The following is an 18,233-nucleotide window of genomic DNA, read 5'->3' on the forward strand; positions in this document are numbered from 1 at the left end:
GGGGATTATCTGCTAACTGCAAGATCGTTCAAGTCTTCTTAAACGATCGGCATTACACCTATGTGGCGGTTTTTTTATGGCTGATCTTGATCTCAAATATCCTCGACAAAATTAAGGCTAAGGCGCTTTTTTGTTAAGTTGGTAACAATCTCACACTCTCTCAATAGGAGATTAGACCAGTAAATTGCTGCGATTTGCGCTGAATTAGCTATAATCTGGTTCTAATTTTTAAATTTGGGTTTTTCTTACTGGAAATTATCCCCAAATTTTCAATAAAATGGCAACATTCACGTTCGTAAACACGATAAAGGAAGATAGCCCCACAATGTCTACAAAGTTTCGCATTCTAGTTTTAAATGGACCAAACCTTAATCTGTTAGGCCTTAGAGAACCTGCACACTACGGTTCTCAAACACTTGACCAGATTATTAGCTCATTGACCGAGCAAGCGAAAACACACGATGTTGAGCTGTCTCACTTACAGTCAAATCGTGAGTATGAGCTGATTGAAGCTATCCATAGTGCTTATCAAAATGTTGATTTCATTATTATCAACCCAGCGGCCTTTACACATACCAGTGTGGCGTTGCGTGATGCACTACTTGGTGTTGCTATCCCATTTATTGAGGTTCACCTATCGAATGTTCACGCACGTGAACCATTCCGTCACCACTCTTACCTGTCTGATAAAGCAGAAGGTGTGATTTGTGGCTTAGGTGCCCAAGGTTATCAATTTGCTTTGACAGCTGCGCTCAACAAGCTCAACGCAAAGTAAATAAAAACAACGAACTATTACTAACCTACTCAGTCAAAGAGTAAGTTCAATCAACAGATAAAGAGAAAGAAACAATGGATATTCGCAAAATCAAGAAGCTAATCGAATTGGTTGAAGAGTCTGGTATTTCTGAGCTAGAGATCTCTGAAGGTGAAGAGTCAGTACGAATCAGTCGTAACAGCCCTGTATCTGCAGCGCCTATTCAATATGCAGCAGCTCCAGCTCCTGTAGCGACAGCAGCACCTGCGGCGGCACCTGTAGCTGCAGAAGCGGCAGCTCCTGCGGTTCCTGCTGGTCACCAAGTTCTTTCTCCAATGGTTGGTACTTTCTACGGCGCTCCAAGCCCAGATGCAAAACCGTTCGTTAAAGTGGGTCAATCTGTAACTGCTGGCGAAACACTATGTATCGTTGAAGCAATGAAAATGATGAACCAAATCGAAGCTGATAAATCTGGTGTTGTAACGGCTATCCTAGTTGAAGACGGTCAACCAGTAGAATTCGACCAAGCTCTAGTAATTATCGAATAATAGAGAGCACTCATTATGTTAGATAAATTAGTAATCGCGAACCGTGGTGAAATTGCACTGCGTATTCTGCGAGCATGTAAAGAGCTTGGCATCAAAACGGTAGCAGTTCACTCAACCGCTGACCGCGATCTTAAGCACGTACTGCTTGCTGACGAAACCATTTGTATCGGTCCAGCTCGTGGTATCGATAGCTACCTGAACATCCCTCGTATCATCAGCGCTGCTGAAGTAACGGGTGCAGTTGCTATTCACCCTGGCTACGGCTTCCTATCTGAAAATGCAGATTTTGCAGAACAGGTAGAGCGCAGTGGTTTTATCTTCGTTGGCCCTAAAGCTGAAACCATTCGCATGATGGGTGACAAAGTGTCAGCTATCACGTCAATGAAAAAAGCGGGTGTACCTTGTGTACCAGGTTCTGACGGCCCTCTTGACGACGACGAAGCGAAAAACAAAGCGCACGCTAAGCGCATTGGTTTCCCTGTAATCATCAAGGCTTCTGGCGGCGGCGGCGGTCGTGGTATGCGTGTTGTTCGTACTGAAAAAGAACTAACAGAAGCTATCGCAATGACTCGTGCTGAAGCAAAAGCATGTTTCAATAACGACATGGTTTACATGGAAAAATTCCTAGAAAACCCACGTCACATTGAAGTACAAGTGCTTGCAGATGGTCAAGGTAATGCTATCCACCTAGGTGAGCGTGACTGTTCAATGCAGCGTCGTCACCAGAAAGTTGTGGAAGAAGCGCCAGCACCAGGTATCACTGAAGAAATGCGTAAATACATCGGCGACCGTTGTACTCGTGCATGTCTTGAGATTGGTTACCGCGGCGCAGGTACATTTGAATTCCTATACGAGAACGGTGAGTTCTACTTCATCGAAATGAACACTCGTATCCAGGTTGAGCACACGATTACTGAAATGGTAACGGGTATCGATCTAGTGAAAGAGCAACTTCGCATTGCTGCTGGTCAGCCTCTATCATTCACACAGGATGATATTAAGCTGCGCGGCCACTCAATCGAATGTCGTATCAATGCAGAAGATCCCGTTCGTTTCCTACCGTCTCCGGGTAAGATCACGCGCTTCCATGCTCCAGGTGGTATGGGCGTACGTTGGGAGTCTCACATCTACACGGGTTACACAGTGCCACCACACTACGATTCAATGATTGGTAAGCTGATCACTTACGGTGAGAACCGTGATGTTGCTATCGCTCGTATGAAGAACGCATTGGGTGAAATGATTGTTGAAGGTATTAACGTTAATACTGAGCTTCAACTATCTATTATGAACGACGAAAACTTCCAACACGGTGGGGCAAACATCCACTACCTTGAGAAGAAGCTTGGTCTACAATAGACGCTAGCCTTCCGTAATTCGTTCTCTGTAGAACAGTAATAAATGCTCACTTCGGTGAGCATTTTTGTTTGTAAATACTCGCAATAATCAATTCATCATCCCCATTATATTCCGTGGGGTTTTGGTGAATTTGCTCATATTTTCTGCTAGACTCGCCATCCAATTTTTCTCATATAGAAGATGCAGCCATGCCTTGGATTCAAATCAAGCTTAATGCTACCAATGAAAATGCCGAACAAATCGGCGACATGTTAATGGAAGAGACTGGTGCTCTTTCTGTAACTTTCCTGGATGCACAAGATACCCCTGTATTTGAGCCTCTGCCGGGCGAAACTCGCCTTTGGGGTGATACTGACATTCTCGCGCTTTACGACGCTGAGACTGACACTGGTGTCGTTCTAGCGCAGATTAAAGCAAGCAACATGTTCCCTGCAGACTTTGCTCACAAAGTAGAGCAAATTGAAGACAAGGATTGGGAACGTGAATGGATGGACAACTTCCACCCAATGAAGTTTGGTGAGCGTTTATGGATATGTCCTAGCTGGCGCGATATCCCTGAACCTGACGCTGTAAACGTAATGCTGGATCCCGGTCTTGCATTCGGTACCGGTACTCACCCAACAACAGCATTGTGTCTTGAGTGGCTTGAAGGCCTAGACCTGACAGGTAAAACCGTGATCGATTTCGGTTGTGGTTCTGGCATTCTTGCGATCGCTGCGATCAAACTTGGCGCGGCAAAAGTTGTCGGGATCGACATTGATCCTCAAGCTCTGCTTGCATCAAAAGACAATGCACAACGCAATGGTGTTGCTGAGCAACTAGAGGTGTTCTTGCCACAAGATCAACCGGAAGGTTTGCTCGCTGACGTTGTTGTTGCCAACATTCTTGCCGGTCCATTACGCGACCTTTCTGGCATCATTAAAGGTCTAGTAAAGCCAAATGGTGTACTAGCAATGTCGGGTGTTTTAGATACACAAGCGGAAGATGTTGCAACTTATTATCGTGATGAGCTTCACATTGATCCGATCATTGAACAACAAGAATGGTGTCGAATCTCTGGTCGCAAGCAAGGCTAGGTAAGACTTTGGGCGCTAATTGACTGAAATTTAAACGAATTACAAAAACAAATTGTAAATGCTCAAATATTAGTCTTTTCACGCAGCGAAAAAATGCGTAAAATGCGCGCCCTTGCTGGTACAGAACTGTGATGACATTTTTGAAAATCGGAAATTATCAACTTAAGAACAATCTAATCGTCGCTCCTATGGCTGGCGTAACGGATAGACCATTCCGTGAGTTGTGTCTTCGTTACGGTGCGGGGATGGCAGTCAGTGAAATGATGTCCTCCAATCCGAAAGTTTGGAAAACGTCAAAATCTCAGCAGCGTATGGTACATGAAGGCGAATCGGGCATTCGTTCAGTACAAATCGCTGGTGCAGATCCACAGCTTATGGCCGAGGCTGCTCAATTCAATGTTGCTAACGGTGCGCAAATCATCGATATCAATATGGGTTGCCCAGCCAAAAAAGTGAATAAGAAGCTTGCGGGCTCAGCCTTACTTCAGCATCCAGAACTCATTGAAGATATTCTGAAGGCTGTGGTAAATGCTGTCGACGTTCCAGTAACGTTGAAAACGCGCACAGGCTGGGATACAGACAATAGAAACTGTGTCCAAATCGCGAAAATAGCCGAAGACTGCGGCATACAAGCTCTTGCCCTTCACGGGAGAACTCGCGCTTGTATGTACAAAGGTGAGGCAGAATACAAACACATTAAAGCAGCGAAACAAGCAGTATCTATTCCGGTTATCGCTAACGGTGATATCGATAGTCCGGAAAAAGCGAAGTTTGTGCTGGAGTACACCGGCGCTGATGCTTTAATGATAGGTCGACCTGCCCAAGGACGTCCTTGGATTTTTAACGAAATCCTACACTATTTGGAAAACGGCACCACGATGGACCCACTCCCGATTTCGGAAGTGAAAGACATCATGCTTGGTCATGTGCTCGCTCTACATGAATTTTATGGAGAGTTTTTAGGCCCTCGCATCGCTCGTAAGCATGTGGGTTGGTATCTAAAAGAGCATGAACAAGCGAGTGAGTTTCGCCGTACCTTCAACGCATTCGAAGCAGGTGATCTGCAGCTTGAAGCGCTAGAAGGTTTTTTTGATAACGTTGCACCATAATTACGAGAAGAGCTAGACCGAATATGTTCGAACAAAATCTGACTTCAGAAGCATTGACAGTAACTACAGTTACATCACAAGACCAAATCACGCAGAAGCCACTACGTGACTCAGTTAAAGCATCATTGAAAAATTACCTTGCTCAATTAAACGGTCAAGAAGTCAGCGAGTTATACGAATTAGTATTAGCTGAAGTTGAACAGCCACTACTAGACACTATCATGCAGTACACTCGCGGTAACCAAACTCGCGCAGCAACCATGATGGGTATTAACCGCGGTACTCTTCGCAAGAAACTTAAAAAATACGGCATGAACTAATCGTTCTTTCGTAATTTATTGAATTAGAAGCCGAGCTCTTTATTGAACTCGGCTTTTTTTTGTTTATATGGCAACAAGCGAACAATTATCAATCAATTAATTAGATGTAACGATTGATAACGTAATCACTACCGATATAATGACCCATTAATCTAATCGTCTGGAAGCTACATGCTTGATATGAAAAGGGAAGAATGGCTTAGCACACTGATCCGTGAACTGCCTGATCGTCATCTTCTGTTGGATACATCCGGACGTATTGTTGAAAACTTTGACAATCCAAATCACCACACAGTTTCAGAACTGTTGCCTCCCGCGGTTGAAAAGCAGCTGTTAGAGGCGGCAAAGCAAGCTTATTCCAGTCGCGAAATTCAATACATTCAATACTCTCTTGCGCCCTGTCAGCAACTTCAGCTTTCTATTGAACAACTTTTCGCTCAAGGGGAAGAGTCTGCAGAATCAGACGATCGATATTTTGAATCGACATTAAAGCCATTGTATCTCTCGCCAGAAAAGCAATACGTGCTGTGGCAAGAGCGAGATATTACTAAAGCACAGCAACGTGAAGCTGAGCTGATAGAACTCGCTGAAATCGATGAGCTAACTGGGGTTTTAAATAGACGTGCCTTTTTACTTAGGTTGGAAAAAGAGTTCAGTCAACCGCCTAAGCAAAGCTTAACGTGTTTGATGATAGACATAGACCACTTCAAAGAAATCAATGATCAAGTTGGCCACCTCTCTGGTGATGAGGTAATCGTTCAAGTCGCGAGTTTATGCCAACAGTCAATAGACTGCGATGATTATCTAGGTCGCTTGGGTGGCGAAGAATTCGGTGTCATTCTCACACACACCAGTGCCATTGAAGCTTATTACGTTGCAGAGACGATTCGTAAAACGATTGAATCAACACCATGCACCGTAGACGGCCACATCATCTACCCAACAGTCAGCATCGGTGTTGCTGAATACACACCACATCTTAAAACCATAAAAGAACTATTGGCTCAAGCTGATAGAGCCATGTACTCTTCAAAGCAGACTGGCCGCAACCAAGTCACGCTTTACCATAATAACCTACCCACTTTAAAAATTGACGCTCAACTAAGAGCCAAAATACTGCAAGCTTCCTAGGGTTATCAACCGTAGTAAACCTCTCTCCCTAACGGGGACCTTTTCAGCTATTTACCATCAGCAGCACAGCATGAGCTTTGTTTATCTTCGCTCGCCAAAGCACCTAAGATAGAACAATGGCTCGCATCGTCATCTACATGACCGCAGCAAGCATCATTAATCTTCTTTAATGCCGTGCGTATTCTGCCAAGTTCACTGATTTTTTCATCAATAAGTGTCAGCTTTGCCGTTGTGATGGCTTTCACTTCCGAGCAACTGTGCTGCGTTGCTTCCAAGCGAATCTCGAGCAATTCCTTAATTTCATCTAAACTCAGCCCTAACGCTTTAGATTTAAGAATAAAGGTCACCTGTTTTTGATTGTTTTCATCATATAAGCGATATCCTGAGTCACTGCGACTGGCAGGAGCAATCAGGTTACTTTTTTCATAAAACCGTAAGGTATCGGCTGTCACACCGCATCGTTTCGCTAATTCACCGATCTGAAACATGTTTTTTCCTACTGTTCCGTCCATTCCACAATTAACCTTATCGTTACTTTTCAGGCTGAAATGGCACTTTTCATAATTAATTTTGAGATGCCAAACGATTGCGCGAGCTTTTTTGTAATAAATTAGTTAGAATCTGCGCCATCAAATTTGGAGTTGGTTATCTTATAGCTTGATTATAAGAACACCCCAAAGGTCTTTACCAAAACTGGCCAATATTTTATCTCTTACTGGTATCTAAGATACTCCACGCTAAGAAGATAGAAACAAGTTCTTTTTTGGCAAATATCTTTATTTTAACCCCATGAATTTGAGGAAGATGGAAGCATGAATAACGCTCGTCCAATTCGCCGCGCTCTAATCAGCGTATCAGACAAAACTGGTATCGTTGAATTTGCACAAGCTCTTGCTAACCGTGGTGTAGATATCCTATCTACCGGTGGCACTGCTCGCCTGCTTGCTGAAAAAGGCATCTCTGTTACAGAAGTATCTGATTACACTGGTTTCCCAGAAATGATGGATGGCCGTGTTAAGACTCTGCACCCAAAAGTTCATGGTGGCGTTCTAGGCCGTCGTGGCCAAGATGATGACGTGATGGAAACTCACGGTATCAACCCTATCGATATGGTTGTTGTAAACCTATACCCATTCGCAGAAACCGTTGCTAAAGAAGGCTGTACCCTTGCTGACGCTGTTGAGAACATCGACATCGGCGGCCCTACAATGGTTCGCTCTGCTGCGAAAAACCACAAAGACGTGACTATCGTTGTAAACGCACACGACTACGAGCGCGTTGTCGCTGAAATGGACGCGAACGAGAAATCTCTAACACTAGAGACTCGCTTCGACCTTGCTATCGCAGCATTCGAACACACGGCTTCTTACGACGGCATGATCGCAAACTACTTCGGTACTATGGTTCCTAGCTACGGTGCCTCTTTACTTGATGAAGAAGGTAAGAAGGCTGACGAAGAGTCTAAATTCCCTCGCACGTTCAACCAACAGTTCGAGAAGAAACAAGACATGCGCTACGGTGAGAACAGCCACCAAGCGGCAGCATTCTACGTTGAAGCAAACCCTGAAGAAGCATCTGTTTCTACTGCTCGCCAAATCCAAGGTAAAGCGCTTTCTTACAACAACATCGCTGACACTGACGCAGCGCTTGAGTGTGTGAAAGAGTTCGACCAGCCAGCATGTGTCATTGTTAAGCACGCTAACCCATGTGGTGTTGCACTAGGTGAAGACATCCTAGAAGCTTACGACCGTGCATTCAAAACAGACCCAACGTCTGCATTTGGCGGCATCATCGCTTTCAACCGTGAGCTAGACGCTGCAACAGCAACGGCTATCACTGAGCGTCAATTCGTTGAAGTTATCATTGCACCATCTGTTTCTGCTGAAGCAGTAGTAATCGTAGCGGCTAAGAAAAACCTTCGCCTGCTTGAGTGCGGTGAGTGGACAACTAAGACAACTGGTTTTGACGTGAAACGCGTTAACGGCGGCCTGCTAGTTCAAGACCGCGACCAAGGCATGGTTTCTGAAGATGACCTGAAAGTGGTTTCTAAGCGTCAGCCAACAGCTGAAGAATTGAAAGATGCTCTATTCTGCTGGAAAGTAGCGAAGTACGTTAAATCTAACGCTATCGTTTACTCGAAAGGCGACATGACTATTGGTGTAGGCGCAGGCCAAATGAGCCGCGTTTACTCTGCGAAAATCGCAGGTATCAAAGCTGCAGACGAAGGTCTACAAGTTGAAGGTTGTGTGATGGCATCTGACGCGTTCTTCCCATTCCGTGACGGTATCGACGCGGCAGCAGAAGCGGGCATCAAGTGTGTTATCCAACCGGGCGGCTCTATGCGTGATGACGAAGTTATCGCAGCAGCAGACGAACACGGCATGGCGATGATATTCACAGGCATGCGTCACTTCCGCCACTAATTTCCTCTTCGTATTTGGCACTGTGGCGTCGTTAGCTGCTTTCGCCCACCCCGGTCACATAGTGGACTATGCTCCCGGGGATGGGCTCAATTGCTGCCTAGCCACATCACCAACTACTTTGAGCAAGACTTATAACTTTGTTTTTTTAAATATTTAGATATTTGAGATTAAGGATTTTACAATGCGAGTTTTAATCATCGGTGCTGGCGGTCGTGAGCACGCACTAGGTTGGAAAGCAGCACAAAACCCAAACGTTGACACAGTATTCATTGCTCCAGGTAACGCAGGTACTGCGCTTGAACCTAAACTTGAGAACGTAAACATCGGTGTTGAAGACATCGCTGGTTTAGTGGCGTTTGCTCAAGAGAAAAAAATCGAACTGACTATCGTTGGCCCTGAAGCGCCATTAGTTATTGGTGTAGTTGACGCATTCCGCGAAGTTGGCCTACCAATCTTCGGCCCAACTCAAGCGGCAGCACAGCTTGAAGGCTCTAAAGCATTCACCAAAGACTTCCTAGCTCGTCACGATATCCCAACAGGTTACTACTCAAACTTCACTGAGATCGAGCCAGCTATCGCTTACGTTCGCGAGCAAGGTGCTCCAATCGTAGTAAAAGCTGACGGCCTTGCGGCGGGTAAAGGCGTTATCGTTGCGATGACACTTGAAGAAGCTGAAGACGCAATCAAAGACATGCTAGCGGGCAACGCATTTGGCGAAGCAGGCAGTCGCGTGGTTATCGAAGAGTTCCTTGAAGGCGAAGAAGCAAGCTTCATCGTAATGGTTGACGGTTCTAGCGTGCTTCCTATGGCCACCAGCCAAGATCACAAACGTGTTGGCGACAAAGACACTGGCCCTAATACTGGCGGCATGGGTGCTTACTCTCCAGCTCCAGTGGTAACTCCTGAAATCCATAACCGCATCCTTGAGGAAGTTATCTATCCAACGGTACGTGGTATGGATGCAGAAGGCGCTCCTTACACTGGTTTCCTTTACGCAGGACTAATGATCGATGCTGACGGCACGCCTAAGGTTATCGAATACAACTGCCGCTTTGGCGACCCTGAAACGCAACCTATCATGATGCGTATGGAGTCAGACCTTGTTGAACTTTGCCTAATGGCTATCGATGAGAAGCTAGACGAAGCAGAATCAAAGTGGGACCCACGCGCTTCTATCGGTGTTGTTCTTGCTGCTGGCGGTTACCCTGCTGACTACGCAAAAGGTGACGTTATTTCACTGCCAACCAGCGAAGTTGAAGGCCAAAAGGTTTTCCACGCGGGTACGACAAATAACGAAGCTGGCGACGTTGTGACAAACGGTGGCCGTGTACTTTGTGCAACGGCACTGGGTAATACGGTTTCTGAAGCTCAGGAGCGCGCTTACGCGTTGACGAAGCAAGTTAGCTGGAATGGTATGTTCCACCGCAATGACATCGGTTACCGTGCGATTGCGCGCGAGCAAGAACAGTAATCAGTCTACGACTCGCTTATGTTCGAATGACCACAAGCAAGTAACAACAGAAAAGGCGCCTCGATTGGCGCCTTTTTTATCACTCAATTTCTCTAGGAATCTGTACCTGTACAGACAAATCAGCACTTGGCCTACAGCAAGCCAAATACCCTCAATCCTTTAGTTGATCGCTATTCTTTCAACAATGACGGCCTAACGACACAATCATGGCTGTCTTCAGCCAGCATCAGTAACTCTTCTACGCTCATCTTACCTAGTGAATCACTGCCAAGAAACGCCGCATAGCTTTCCACAGACGCCAATCGATCGATCACGAAGCTTGGCAAGGTCTGATTAAATTCAAAGCGCTCAAACTCACCACCAGCACACGTTTCAAAAGAACGACCATTCCAGTAACCCTGAACCAGTCTGAGCCCTTCGTCATGCTGCTTCATCGTAGTTTCTAAAACCGACTTGGCTTCTTTCTGGTAGCTTTCAAGTTGCTTAACTTGGATAGGCAAAATTTTGCTATCAATACGATACTGCTGATATACAGCTTCGCCTGACTTATTAAAACGCACATGGACACTATACGGAACCAGCTCATTAGAAGAATTACGTTGCTCACCTTCACGAATAAATTCACGAAGTATACCTTCCGACCAAGCATAGTCCGTTTGGTACCAGCCGTAATCGCCTACAGTGACGTAGTCAGCTGAAGTATGAGGTTGTGTTAGCTTGTTTGTAACCCAGTAGAAACTTGTCGCGTCGCCCATGACTTGGCCGCCGGTGTGAGTTTCAAATTGCTCTAGGTTTTTGCGAGGGCTGGTTGATGAACAGCCAATGAGAAATGTAGATAATAGTGAAACGAGAAGAAATGCTTTTTTCATAAAAACCTGTACCGAGGTGGAATACGACTACCTCGGTACAGTTTAGATTATTTCACTGAATCTTTCAGCGCTTTACCTGCAACAAATGCTGGAACATTTGCAGCAGCGATTTGGATCTCGTCACCAGTTTTTGGGTTACGACCAGTGCGAGCTGCACGGTGGTTTACTTTAAAAGTACCAAAACCAATTAGCTGAACTTGATCGCCATCTTTAAGAGCATCTGTAACACCGCCAAGAGTCGCTTCTAGAGCAGCTTTAGCTTGTGCTTTAGAAAGGTCCGCTTTTTCAGCAATAAAGTCGATTAATTGAGTCTTGTTCATTTTAGGTTTCCCTTCTTTGTATTTTTGAATTCGATTCACTCTAAAACATAAATGCCCCATCTGGCAAAGGTTTGTCGTCGATCTTTAGCTCTAATGCCGTAGTTTTAGCCATAATATGAGTAATAACTCACAATTTGTTACTGATTTTACTGAGCAAGCCCTTGTTTAAAAGGGGCTGAGAGCAAAATTAATGATGACCTAGCCACTACTTATTCTCTATAATCCACGCTGAATCGCTGCTAAAGCGTACAATTTAATTTAAGGGCAAACATGCTGCTGCTAACTATTTATGTCTCCATTGCTATTGGAGTTTCTTTCATTTGTTCTGTTTTGGAAGCTGTACTTTTGAGTATTAGTCCGAGCTACATTGCTCAACTAAAACAAAATGGGCACCCTGCAGCAGAGTCATTAGACAAACTGAAAACCGATATTGACCGCCCACTGGCGTCAATTTTAACGCTCAACACCATCGCGCACACCATCGGTGCTGCGACAGCGGGTGCACAAGCAGCAGTCGTTTTTGGTAGCCAATGGTTAGGCGTATTCTCTGCCGTATTAACTCTGGGTATTTTAGTTCTGTCTGAGATTGTTCCAAAAACCATTGGCGCGACCTACTGGCGTCAACTTGCTCCAGCATCATCAAATGTGCTTCGCTGGATGGTCTTTTTCCTAACACCATTTGTGTGGTTCTCAGAGCAAATCACCAAACGTTTAGCTCGCGGCCACCAGGCACCAAAAATGCGTGATGAGCTATCTGCAATGGCTATTTTGGCAAAAGAGAGCGGTGAATTTGCTGAAGGTGAATCAAAAATCCTGAGCAATCTGTTAGGTATTCAAGATGTGCCCGTGACTCAAGTCATGACACCACGCCCTGTTGTATTCCGCGTTGATGCAGAAATGAGTGTTAATACGTTCCTAGAACAACACAAAGACACGCCATTCTCACGCCCACTGGTTTACAGCGAGCAAACTGACAATATCATCGGTTTTGTCCACCGCTTAGAGCTGTTTAGATTGCAGCAAGCGGGTTGCGGTGAGAAGGCTCTGGGTGAAGTGATGCGCCCTATCCACGTCTTGCTAAACAACATGGGCTTAGCTAAGGCCTTTGACCAAATGATGGCAAACCGCCTGCAACTGTCTTTAGTTGTGGACGAGTACGGCACAATTCAGGGCATCATCACCCTAGAAGATATCTTTGAACACCTAGTGGGTGAAGAGATTGTCGACGAAGCAGATAAAACCACAGACATGCAAGAACTGGCGTTCCAACGCTGGGAAACGTGGAAAGAGACACACGGTGTTATCGAAAACCGCGATGAAGAGGACGAGCTAGAAGAAAAAACTCTAGCAGACAACGACACCTCAGACTCAAAGTCAGCGGATGAAAGCAAGGTTCAAAAAGAAGACAAGAAAGACGCTTAATCTAAATTTGATAGCGTCAGATACAACAAAGGCTCCCTAGGGAGCCTTTGTTTTTTATTCTATTCGCTACAACTCAACATCCGTTATAACGCAACACCAATGTTGCTCACTGGGTCTTCACGCAGTTCGTGGCGTAGGTCTTTGATCAGCTCTAAGTCACGCTCAGTCGTTTCACGTAGAGGTCGGAAAATGGCCCACTGAACGTCCCACTCTTCACATACCGCTTCGTTTTCTTTCTGGTTTTCGTTCGTCACTTCTTCAGCGCCTTGAGCAAACTCAAGCTCAGCAACCGTCTTCACCGATTGTTGACTCACTTTAATTACCGCTTCCAACATATGCTCACGATCAAGTAGACCATGGATTAATGTTGCTAAGCCTTGGCATGCATCCATTGCAGGGTAAACACCATAGAAATCAAAATCATCTGCGCTAGGGAATAGCTCTTCTACTTTCTCAAGTTGACGCTCAAAGTTCACCTTTGCCGTTTTAACGGTTAGGATTTCCCAAATGCTATCCAAAACATCACGGTAGATTCGAGCTTCCGCAAATTCTGTATTCTCACAAAACATGGCATAGTTAGGATACATACGCTCACATAGACACGCCATAAAAGTAATTTGTTGCCAAGGTTCTAACTTTTCAAGACGAACCTGCAGTGGATTCTGAAGCATAGTCACTCAATAATTGCAGAAAAAGACAGCGAAAGTGTACTTGATAAACCCTGGGGGGAAAAGGTAAGCCGATGAACAATTTTACGAATAAGCTCTATATTCTTACCGAGCATGACGATACCTATACGCAACTGATTCTAAACCAAGGGTTACCTGACCTCGAAATCACTCAAAACCCCGAATTAGCTGAGATCGTACTGGCTGCTCCTCCTTTAATAGTGGAGCGACTTAATGAGTTTAAAAAGCTAGACTGGGTGCAAAGTACCTATGCTGGAATCAATAAACTCACTCAGCCGGATCTTCGCCAAGATTATACGCTGACCAACGTCAAAGGCATCTTCGGCCCTGCGATTGCTGAATACGTGTTGGGTTACACGATCAGCCACTGTAGACACTTTCCTCACTACCACCAGCAACAAGTACAACGAAACTGGCAGCCGCAGCTTTATACCAGCCTAACTGACAAAACCATGGTGATTTTAGGAACGGGGTCAATTGGCAGTCATTTAGCTAAAACCGCTGCTGCTTTTGGTATTCACACCATAGGTGTCAACCGGACAGGTATCCCATCAAAGCAAGAAACCTTCAAAGACACTTTCCACATTAATGAACTAGAAGCCGCCCTCAAGCAAGCGGATATTGTAGTGAACACCCTGCCATCAACGGATGAGACCTACCAACTACTGAATCAAACCACCTTAAGCTACTGCTCTAACGTATTGCTGTTTAATGTGGGGCGCGGGGAAAGCGTAGACAATAAAGCGTTACTGCTTGCGATTAAGAATAAATGGGTTGAACACGCTTTCTTAGATGTCTTTGAATGCGAACCTCTCACACAAGAACACCCGTTTTGGACGTTGCCGCAAGTGACCATCACACCACACATTGCGGCTCTAAGTGAGCCAAGACAGGTCGTGGAGATCTTCGCCAATAATTACCAACAATGGCGAGATGGTTTTACACTGAATAACACCATTGATTTTGATAAAGGCTACTGATGTTCTCGTCACTGCTCACCGAGATACGACAATGCACCGCTTGTGAACCTCATTTATCACACGGTGCAAACCCAGTGATTCAGGCACACCCAAACGCGCGCTTGTTAATCATAGGCCAAGCACCCGGTATCAAGGTTCATCAATCATCTATCCCTTGGAACGACGCCAGTGGCGAGCGATTGAGAGAATGGCTAGAGATGGATAGCGATACGTTTTATGACGAACAAAAAGTCGCGATTGTCCCGATGGGCTTTTGCTATCCAGGAAAGGGAAAAAGTGGCGATCTACCGCCTCGAAAGGAGTGCGCTGCGCTATGGCACCAAAAAGTACTGCAATCACTGCCCAACATCCAAATGACCTTGCTGATTGGTCAGTATGCGCAAAACTATTATCTAAAAGATAAAGCCACCAGCACACTCACTGAAACGGTACGTAACTGGCAGGCTTGGGCTCCAGAATTTTTGCCACTTCCCCACCCTTCACCACGTAATAATATCTGGCTCAAGAAAAACCCATGGTTCGAAAGTGAAGTCATTCCCTATATCAGGAAGCACGTATCAGAGCATTTGGCCTGCCATGATCCAAATGCCTAATTAGCTGCACATCAACGATGATTTAGCCGATATTGAGTGCGGATAGAAAGATAATAAAAAAGCGCTGCCGATTTCTCGACAGCGCTTTTTCTAAAAACACATACTGAATTACTTATGGTATGGCTTAGATAGGTCGTGAACTGCGTCCACAAATACACCAGCATTTTCTGGTGGCACATCTAGGTGAATACCATGGCCAAGGTTAAATACGTGGCCAGTACCGCCGTCACCAAAACCTTCAAGGATAGTGCCGACTTCTTCACGAATACGCTCAGGTTGTGCGTAAAGTACTGATGGGTCCATGTTGCCTTGTAGAGCCACTTTATCGCCAATACGTGCTTTTGCATCAGCAATATTGATTGTCCAGTCTAGCCCAACTGCATCACAGCCAGTCGCTGCGATAGATTCTAGCCACATGCCACCGTTCTTAGTGAACAGAGTAACCGGTACACGGCGACCTTCGTTTTCACGAATTAGGCCATCGACAATTTTGTGCATGTACTGCAGTGAGAACAGGTTGTAGTCACGCGGAGTAAGTACACCACCCCATGTGTCGAATACCATTACCGATTGTGCACCTGCTTTAATTTGCGCGTTCAGGTATTCAATAACAGTGTCAGCCAGCTTATCTAGAAGTAAGTGCAACGTTTGTGGCTCTGCATACATCATCTTCTTGATCTTAGTGAACGCCTTCGAGCTGCTGCCTTCAACCATGTAAGTTGCCAATGTCCAAGGGCTACCAGAGAAACCAATCAGTGGCACTTCGCCTTTCAGGTCTTTACGGATCTGACGAACGGCATTCATTACGTATTGAAGTTCACCTTCAGGATCAGGTAGGCCAATTTTTTCTACGTCAGCTTTACATGTGATAGGGCGTTCAAACTTAGGGCCTTCACCTGTTTCGAAGTACAAACCTAAACCCATCGCATCTGGGATAGTTAGGATGTCAGAGAACAAGATTGCCGCATCAAGCGGGAAACGACGTAAAGGTTGAAGTGTTACTTCTGATGCTAGTTCAGCGTTTTTGCACAAAGACATGAAATCGCCCGCTTCAGCGCGCGTTGCTTTGTACTCTGGAAGATAGCGGCCAGCTTGGCGCATCATCCATACCGGTGTGTAATCAACAGGCTGTTTTAAAAGTGCGCGTAAATAGCGATCGTTTTTTAATTCGGTCATTCCGTTAAATTCCAATTCAATCTTGTCTAGTTTTGATGGCAAGTATTCTAACACTGATTGAAGGGTAAAAGCTGTGTGCTTTGCAACCTAGATCAAGTTATTAACTTTTAAATCCATGCTTAATTTGCACCCAATTACAGGAGCATGTTAAAAATTTGTTCGCTAGCGAAAATTACAATTATAACAACTGAGTAGTCACTACTCAGCATCTCATAACGACATCTTACTTACCCCCTCCACTTGTGGAGGGTTTTTTTTAGTGCTTGACCACCCATAGGCCAAATACTATCACAGGTAATTTAATGTTCTAGTTCTTGCTCCGCGACGCCGGCTTTCCTTATGTCATCGACTGTATTCTCAATCAATTGTCTCGCAATCGTTCCGACTGGAGCAACATCAGGTAGGCTTGTTACGTCAAACCATTGGGCATCTGACAGTTCGCTGTAATCAGGTTTGAGCGTTCCACCAGCATAGTCTGCAAGAAAGGCCATCATCATACTCGATGGAAACGCCCATGGCTGGCTACCAAAGTAACGAATGTTACTCACGTCGATACCCGTTTCTTCTTTGACTTCTCGCGCCACACACTGCTCTAGGGTTTCTCCAACCTCTAGGAAGCCCGCTATTACGGTGTACATACCCGTTTTATGCCTTGGGTGCTGCGCAAGTAATATCTTGTTGTCGTTTCGTACAGCGACAATGATGCACGGGAAGATACGAGGGTAATGAAGCGTTCGGCAGTCTCCACATTGCATCGCCACCTGATTATGATTGAGATGATTACGACCGCCGCACTGAGGACAAAAACGCATACTTTGTGTCATGTGCCCATACTGGATAGCTTTGCTTGCGATCAGAAAACTTGATTCAGACCAGTGAAGCAAATCTCTGAGGCTGACCATGCTCAGTTCAATCTCCACATCGCAATCGTTGAGCCAATACACCTTACGACCTTGATGCTGACCAATACAGATTGCATGCTCAACACTCAGTCCTAGCTCTTCAGCAGAGCCAAAAGGAAACTGATCATCATTAACCCAAATATCACTACCAGAAACGACGCACCAATAAGCTTGATCTGTCATTTTGTTATCACTTTTTTTAACATCCCTATGCCTCATTGCTTGCAGTTCGTTCATTTTACTGGCAATCTAATTTCATACTAGAGTTGTAGCAGAGAATATTTCAAGCTATTACTTTTAGTCGCTACCAATAAAACGGACCCTGCTTAGGCAATTACTTGATCACAAGGTTGTGATCAGATCATGAGGACATGGTCATGCTAAATAAATTCAAACAAATACAAGAACAATGGGGTGGCTCTAATGAGGTCATCGATCATTGGCTCGAAACTCGACAGTCTCTAATCGTTGAGTATTGTAAGCTAGGTGCCTTGCAGCCAGCTAGCAATGGGCAATCAAACGTTGTTGAACTCCCTTCTCCTAAAGAAATAAGCTCATTCTGCGATCATGTTGTCGATTATATCTCAGAGGGTCATTTTAAGATCTACGATATGGTCATGAAAAAATGGCAAGCAACAGGCTTTAAAACCAATGACGAGATTGATACAACTTACGCGAAGATCGTACTTACAACCGAGCCGCTTCTAGAGTTCAATGATAAGTACGTTAAAGTAAATGCAGACGATGAGTTGCCTAACTTCGAAGGAGATATGTCAAAAGTAGGTGAACTACTCGAAGTACGTTTTGAAGTAGAAGATAATCTTATCCAGCTTATTGCAGACAGTTTAGCGATTCCACCAGGCGCTTAGTTAGCCGAATCCTTAATAAGCTTGCCTCTGTGCAAGCTTTTTGTTTTGTCTGTAAGCTTATCCAAACTACCCAGAACCTTTCAGACAGAGCTTACTCGCTCGCCCTGACCTTTAGCCATAAGCATATGGTTACAGCCCTAATCAGCCTAATCATCTCTACCCTTTATCTTACTGGCCTCAAAGAGCACTCTTCAGGACATAAATCCAACCCCACCAGCTAGA

19 protein-coding genes are annotated in these 18,233 nt (G+C 45.0%); 13 read left to right on the top strand and 6 right to left on the bottom strand.

The features are described from left to right. Window positions 1-325 precede the first annotated feature (325 nt). The 7 genes from aroQ to ACED25_RS20120 all read left to right on the top strand — a co-directional run bounded on the left by aroQ (window position 326) and on the right by ACED25_RS20120 (window position 6,297). Window positions 326-775, top strand: coding sequence for a type II 3-dehydroquinate dehydratase (aroQ, locus tag ACED25_RS20090; RefSeq protein WP_009844692.1), 450 nt, complete (start codon window positions 326-328; stop codon window positions 773-775). 74 nt (window positions 776-849) lie between these two features. Continuing rightward, the gene (accB, locus tag ACED25_RS20095) at window positions 850-1,302 is read left to right on the top strand and encodes an acetyl-CoA carboxylase biotin carboxyl carrier protein (protein WP_371695937.1); all 453 of its coding nucleotides are present in this window, start codon (window positions 850-852) and stop codon (window positions 1,300-1,302) included. Window positions 1,303-1,317: 15 nt separating this feature from the next. Further along, the gene (gene accC / locus ACED25_RS20100; protein ID WP_009844691.1) at window positions 1,318-2,661 is read left to right on the top strand and encodes an acetyl-CoA carboxylase biotin carboxylase subunit; all 1,344 of its coding nucleotides are present in this window, start codon (window positions 1,318-1,320) and stop codon (window positions 2,659-2,661) included. Between the two features lie 188 nt (window positions 2,662-2,849). After that, the gene (prmA, locus tag ACED25_RS20105) at window positions 2,850-3,737 is read left to right on the top strand and encodes a 50S ribosomal protein L11 methyltransferase (RefSeq protein WP_012604987.1); all 888 of its coding nucleotides are present in this window, start codon (window positions 2,850-2,852) and stop codon (window positions 3,735-3,737) included. A gap of 140 nt (window positions 3,738-3,877) precedes the next feature. After that, window positions 3,878-4,846, top strand: coding sequence for a tRNA dihydrouridine synthase DusB (gene dusB / locus ACED25_RS20110; RefSeq protein WP_009844689.1), 969 nt, complete (start codon window positions 3,878-3,880; stop codon window positions 4,844-4,846). Between the two features lie 23 nt (window positions 4,847-4,869). Then, on the top strand, window positions 4,870-5,166 hold the full coding sequence (gene fis / locus ACED25_RS20115) for a DNA-binding transcriptional regulator Fis (RefSeq protein ID WP_004729744.1): 297 nt from the start codon (window positions 4,870-4,872) through the stop codon (window positions 5,164-5,166). 171 nt (window positions 5,167-5,337) lie between these two features. Continuing rightward, window positions 5,338-6,297, top strand: coding sequence for a GGDEF domain-containing protein (locus tag ACED25_RS20120; RefSeq protein ID WP_371695938.1), 960 nt, complete (start codon window positions 5,338-5,340; stop codon window positions 6,295-6,297). A gap of 47 nt (window positions 6,298-6,344) precedes the next feature. Here ACED25_RS20120 and zntR read toward each other — a convergent pair whose 3' ends face one another. Next, window positions 6,345-6,785, bottom strand: coding sequence for a Zn(2+)-responsive transcriptional regulator (zntR, locus tag ACED25_RS20125; RefSeq protein WP_009844687.1), 441 nt, complete (start codon window positions 6,783-6,785; stop codon window positions 6,345-6,347). A 324-nt stretch (window positions 6,786-7,109) separates the two neighbouring features. Between zntR and purH the strand changes: the two genes are divergently transcribed. Beyond that, on the top strand, window positions 7,110-8,720 hold the full coding sequence (gene purH, locus ACED25_RS20130) for a bifunctional phosphoribosylaminoimidazolecarboxamide formyltransferase/IMP cyclohydrolase (protein WP_017096518.1): 1,611 nt from the start codon (window positions 7,110-7,112) through the stop codon (window positions 8,718-8,720). A gap of 181 nt (window positions 8,721-8,901) precedes the next feature. Further along, the gene (gene purD / locus ACED25_RS20135; protein ID WP_017096517.1) at window positions 8,902-10,191 is read left to right on the top strand and encodes a phosphoribosylamine--glycine ligase; all 1,290 of its coding nucleotides are present in this window, start codon (window positions 8,902-8,904) and stop codon (window positions 10,189-10,191) included. 170 nt (window positions 10,192-10,361) lie between these two features. Here purD and ACED25_RS20140 read toward each other — a convergent pair whose 3' ends face one another. Together ACED25_RS20140 and hupA are read right to left on the bottom strand one after the other, a co-directional pair. Beyond that, entirely contained in the window at window positions 10,362-11,060 is a 699-nt protein-coding gene (locus ACED25_RS20140; RefSeq protein ID WP_017096516.1) for a DUF1481 domain-containing protein, read from the bottom strand. Between the two features lie 47 nt (window positions 11,061-11,107). After that, complete coding sequence (gene hupA, locus ACED25_RS20145) at window positions 11,108-11,380, bottom strand: nucleoid-associated protein HU-alpha (RefSeq protein WP_004729753.1); 273 nt, start codon at window positions 11,378-11,380, stop codon at window positions 11,108-11,110. A 270-nt stretch (window positions 11,381-11,650) separates the two neighbouring features. Between hupA and ACED25_RS20150 the strand changes: the two genes are divergently transcribed. After that, the gene (locus ACED25_RS20150) at window positions 11,651-12,802 is read left to right on the top strand and encodes a CNNM domain-containing protein (RefSeq protein ID WP_009844683.1); all 1,152 of its coding nucleotides are present in this window, start codon (window positions 11,651-11,653) and stop codon (window positions 12,800-12,802) included. Window positions 12,803-12,885: 83 nt separating this feature from the next. Here the strand turns inward: ACED25_RS20150 and ACED25_RS20155 are convergent, their stop codons facing one another. Continuing rightward, entirely contained in the window at window positions 12,886-13,473 is a 588-nt protein-coding gene (locus tag ACED25_RS20155; protein ID WP_017055908.1) for a YjaG family protein, read from the bottom strand. Window positions 13,474-13,544: 71 nt separating this feature from the next. Here ACED25_RS20155 and ACED25_RS20160 point away from each other — a divergent pair, with 71 nt between their 5' ends. Together ACED25_RS20160 and ACED25_RS20165 are read left to right on the top strand one after the other, a co-directional pair. After that, window positions 13,545-14,471, top strand: coding sequence for a D-2-hydroxyacid dehydrogenase (locus ACED25_RS20160; protein WP_017096515.1), 927 nt, complete (start codon window positions 13,545-13,547; stop codon window positions 14,469-14,471). After that, a complete protein-coding gene (locus ACED25_RS20165) occupies window positions 14,471-15,064 on the top strand; it encodes a uracil-DNA glycosylase family protein (protein WP_017096514.1) in 594 nt (197 codons plus the stop codon). Before ACED25_RS20160 ends, ACED25_RS20165 begins: the two co-directional genes overlap by 1 nt. 108 nt (window positions 15,065-15,172) lie before the next feature. Here ACED25_RS20165 and hemE read toward each other — a convergent pair whose 3' ends face one another. Both hemE and nudC read right to left on the bottom strand, forming a co-directional pair. Further along, a complete protein-coding gene (gene hemE / locus ACED25_RS20170; RefSeq protein WP_004729761.1) occupies window positions 15,173-16,240 on the bottom strand; it encodes a uroporphyrinogen decarboxylase in 1,068 nt (355 codons plus the stop codon). Between the two features lie 299 nt (window positions 16,241-16,539). After that, window positions 16,540-17,361 (bottom strand): NAD(+) diphosphatase, encoded by an 822-nt coding sequence (nudC, locus tag ACED25_RS20175; protein ID WP_371695939.1) that lies wholly within the window; start codon window positions 17,359-17,361, stop codon window positions 16,540-16,542. Window positions 17,362-17,513: 152 nt separating this feature from the next. Here nudC and ACED25_RS20180 point away from each other — a divergent pair, with 152 nt between their 5' ends. After that, window positions 17,514-18,011, top strand: coding sequence for an Rsd/AlgQ family anti-sigma factor (locus tag ACED25_RS20180; RefSeq protein WP_017096512.1), 498 nt, complete (start codon window positions 17,514-17,516; stop codon window positions 18,009-18,011). Window positions 18,012-18,233 lie beyond the last annotated feature (222 nt).

The sequence above is a fragment of the Vibrio sp. 1F263 genome (genome assembly GCF_041439035.1).
GTDB lineage: Bacteria > Pseudomonadota > Gammaproteobacteria > Enterobacterales > Vibrionaceae > Vibrio > Vibrio tasmaniensis_A.

Bases quoted from the DNA above. Each gene is read 5' to 3' on its own strand.
- aroQ (WP_009844692.1), top strand. From the start codon at position 326: ATGTCTACAAAGTTTCGCATTCTAGTTTTAAATGGACCAAACCTTAAT.
- accB (WP_371695937.1), top strand. From the start codon at position 850: ATGGATATTCGCAAAATCAAGAAGCTAATCGAATTGGTTGAAGAGTCT.
- accC (WP_009844691.1), top strand. From the start codon at position 1,318: ATGTTAGATAAATTAGTAATCGCGAACCGTGGTGAAATTGCACTGCGT.
- prmA (WP_012604987.1), top strand. From the start codon at position 2,850: ATGCCTTGGATTCAAATCAAGCTTAATGCTACCAATGAAAATGCCGAA.
- fis (WP_004729744.1), top strand. From the start codon at position 4,870: ATGTTCGAACAAAATCTGACTTCAGAAGCATTGACAGTAACTACAGTT.
- ACED25_RS20120 (WP_371695938.1), top strand. From the start codon at position 5,338: ATGCTTGATATGAAAAGGGAAGAATGGCTTAGCACACTGATCCGTGAA.
- zntR (WP_009844687.1), bottom strand. From the start codon at position 6,785: ATGTTTCAGATCGGTGAATTAGCGAAACGATGCGGTGTGACAGCCGAT.
- purH (WP_017096518.1), top strand. From the start codon at position 7,110: ATGAATAACGCTCGTCCAATTCGCCGCGCTCTAATCAGCGTATCAGAC.
- purD (WP_017096517.1), top strand. From the start codon at position 8,902: ATGCGAGTTTTAATCATCGGTGCTGGCGGTCGTGAGCACGCACTAGGT.
- ACED25_RS20140 (WP_017096516.1), bottom strand. From the start codon at position 11,060: ATGAAAAAAGCATTTCTTCTCGTTTCACTATTATCTACATTTCTCATT.
- hupA (WP_004729753.1), bottom strand. From the start codon at position 11,380: ATGAACAAGACTCAATTAATCGACTTTATTGCTGAAAAAGCGGACCTT.
- ACED25_RS20150 (WP_009844683.1), top strand. From the start codon at position 11,651: ATGCTGCTGCTAACTATTTATGTCTCCATTGCTATTGGAGTTTCTTTC.
- ACED25_RS20155 (WP_017055908.1), bottom strand. From the start codon at position 13,473: ATGCTTCAGAATCCACTGCAGGTTCGTCTTGAAAAGTTAGAACCTTGG.
- ACED25_RS20160 (WP_017096515.1), top strand. From the start codon at position 13,545: ATGAACAATTTTACGAATAAGCTCTATATTCTTACCGAGCATGACGAT.
- ACED25_RS20165 (WP_017096514.1), top strand. From the start codon at position 14,471: ATGTTCTCGTCACTGCTCACCGAGATACGACAATGCACCGCTTGTGAA.
- hemE (WP_004729761.1), bottom strand. From the start codon at position 16,240: ATGACCGAATTAAAAAACGATCGCTATTTACGCGCACTTTTAAAACAG.
- nudC (WP_371695939.1), bottom strand. From the start codon at position 17,361: ATGAGGCATAGGGATGTTAAAAAAAGTGATAACAAAATGACAGATCAA.
- ACED25_RS20180 (WP_017096512.1), top strand. From the start codon at position 17,514: ATGGTCATGCTAAATAAATTCAAACAAATACAAGAACAATGGGGTGGC.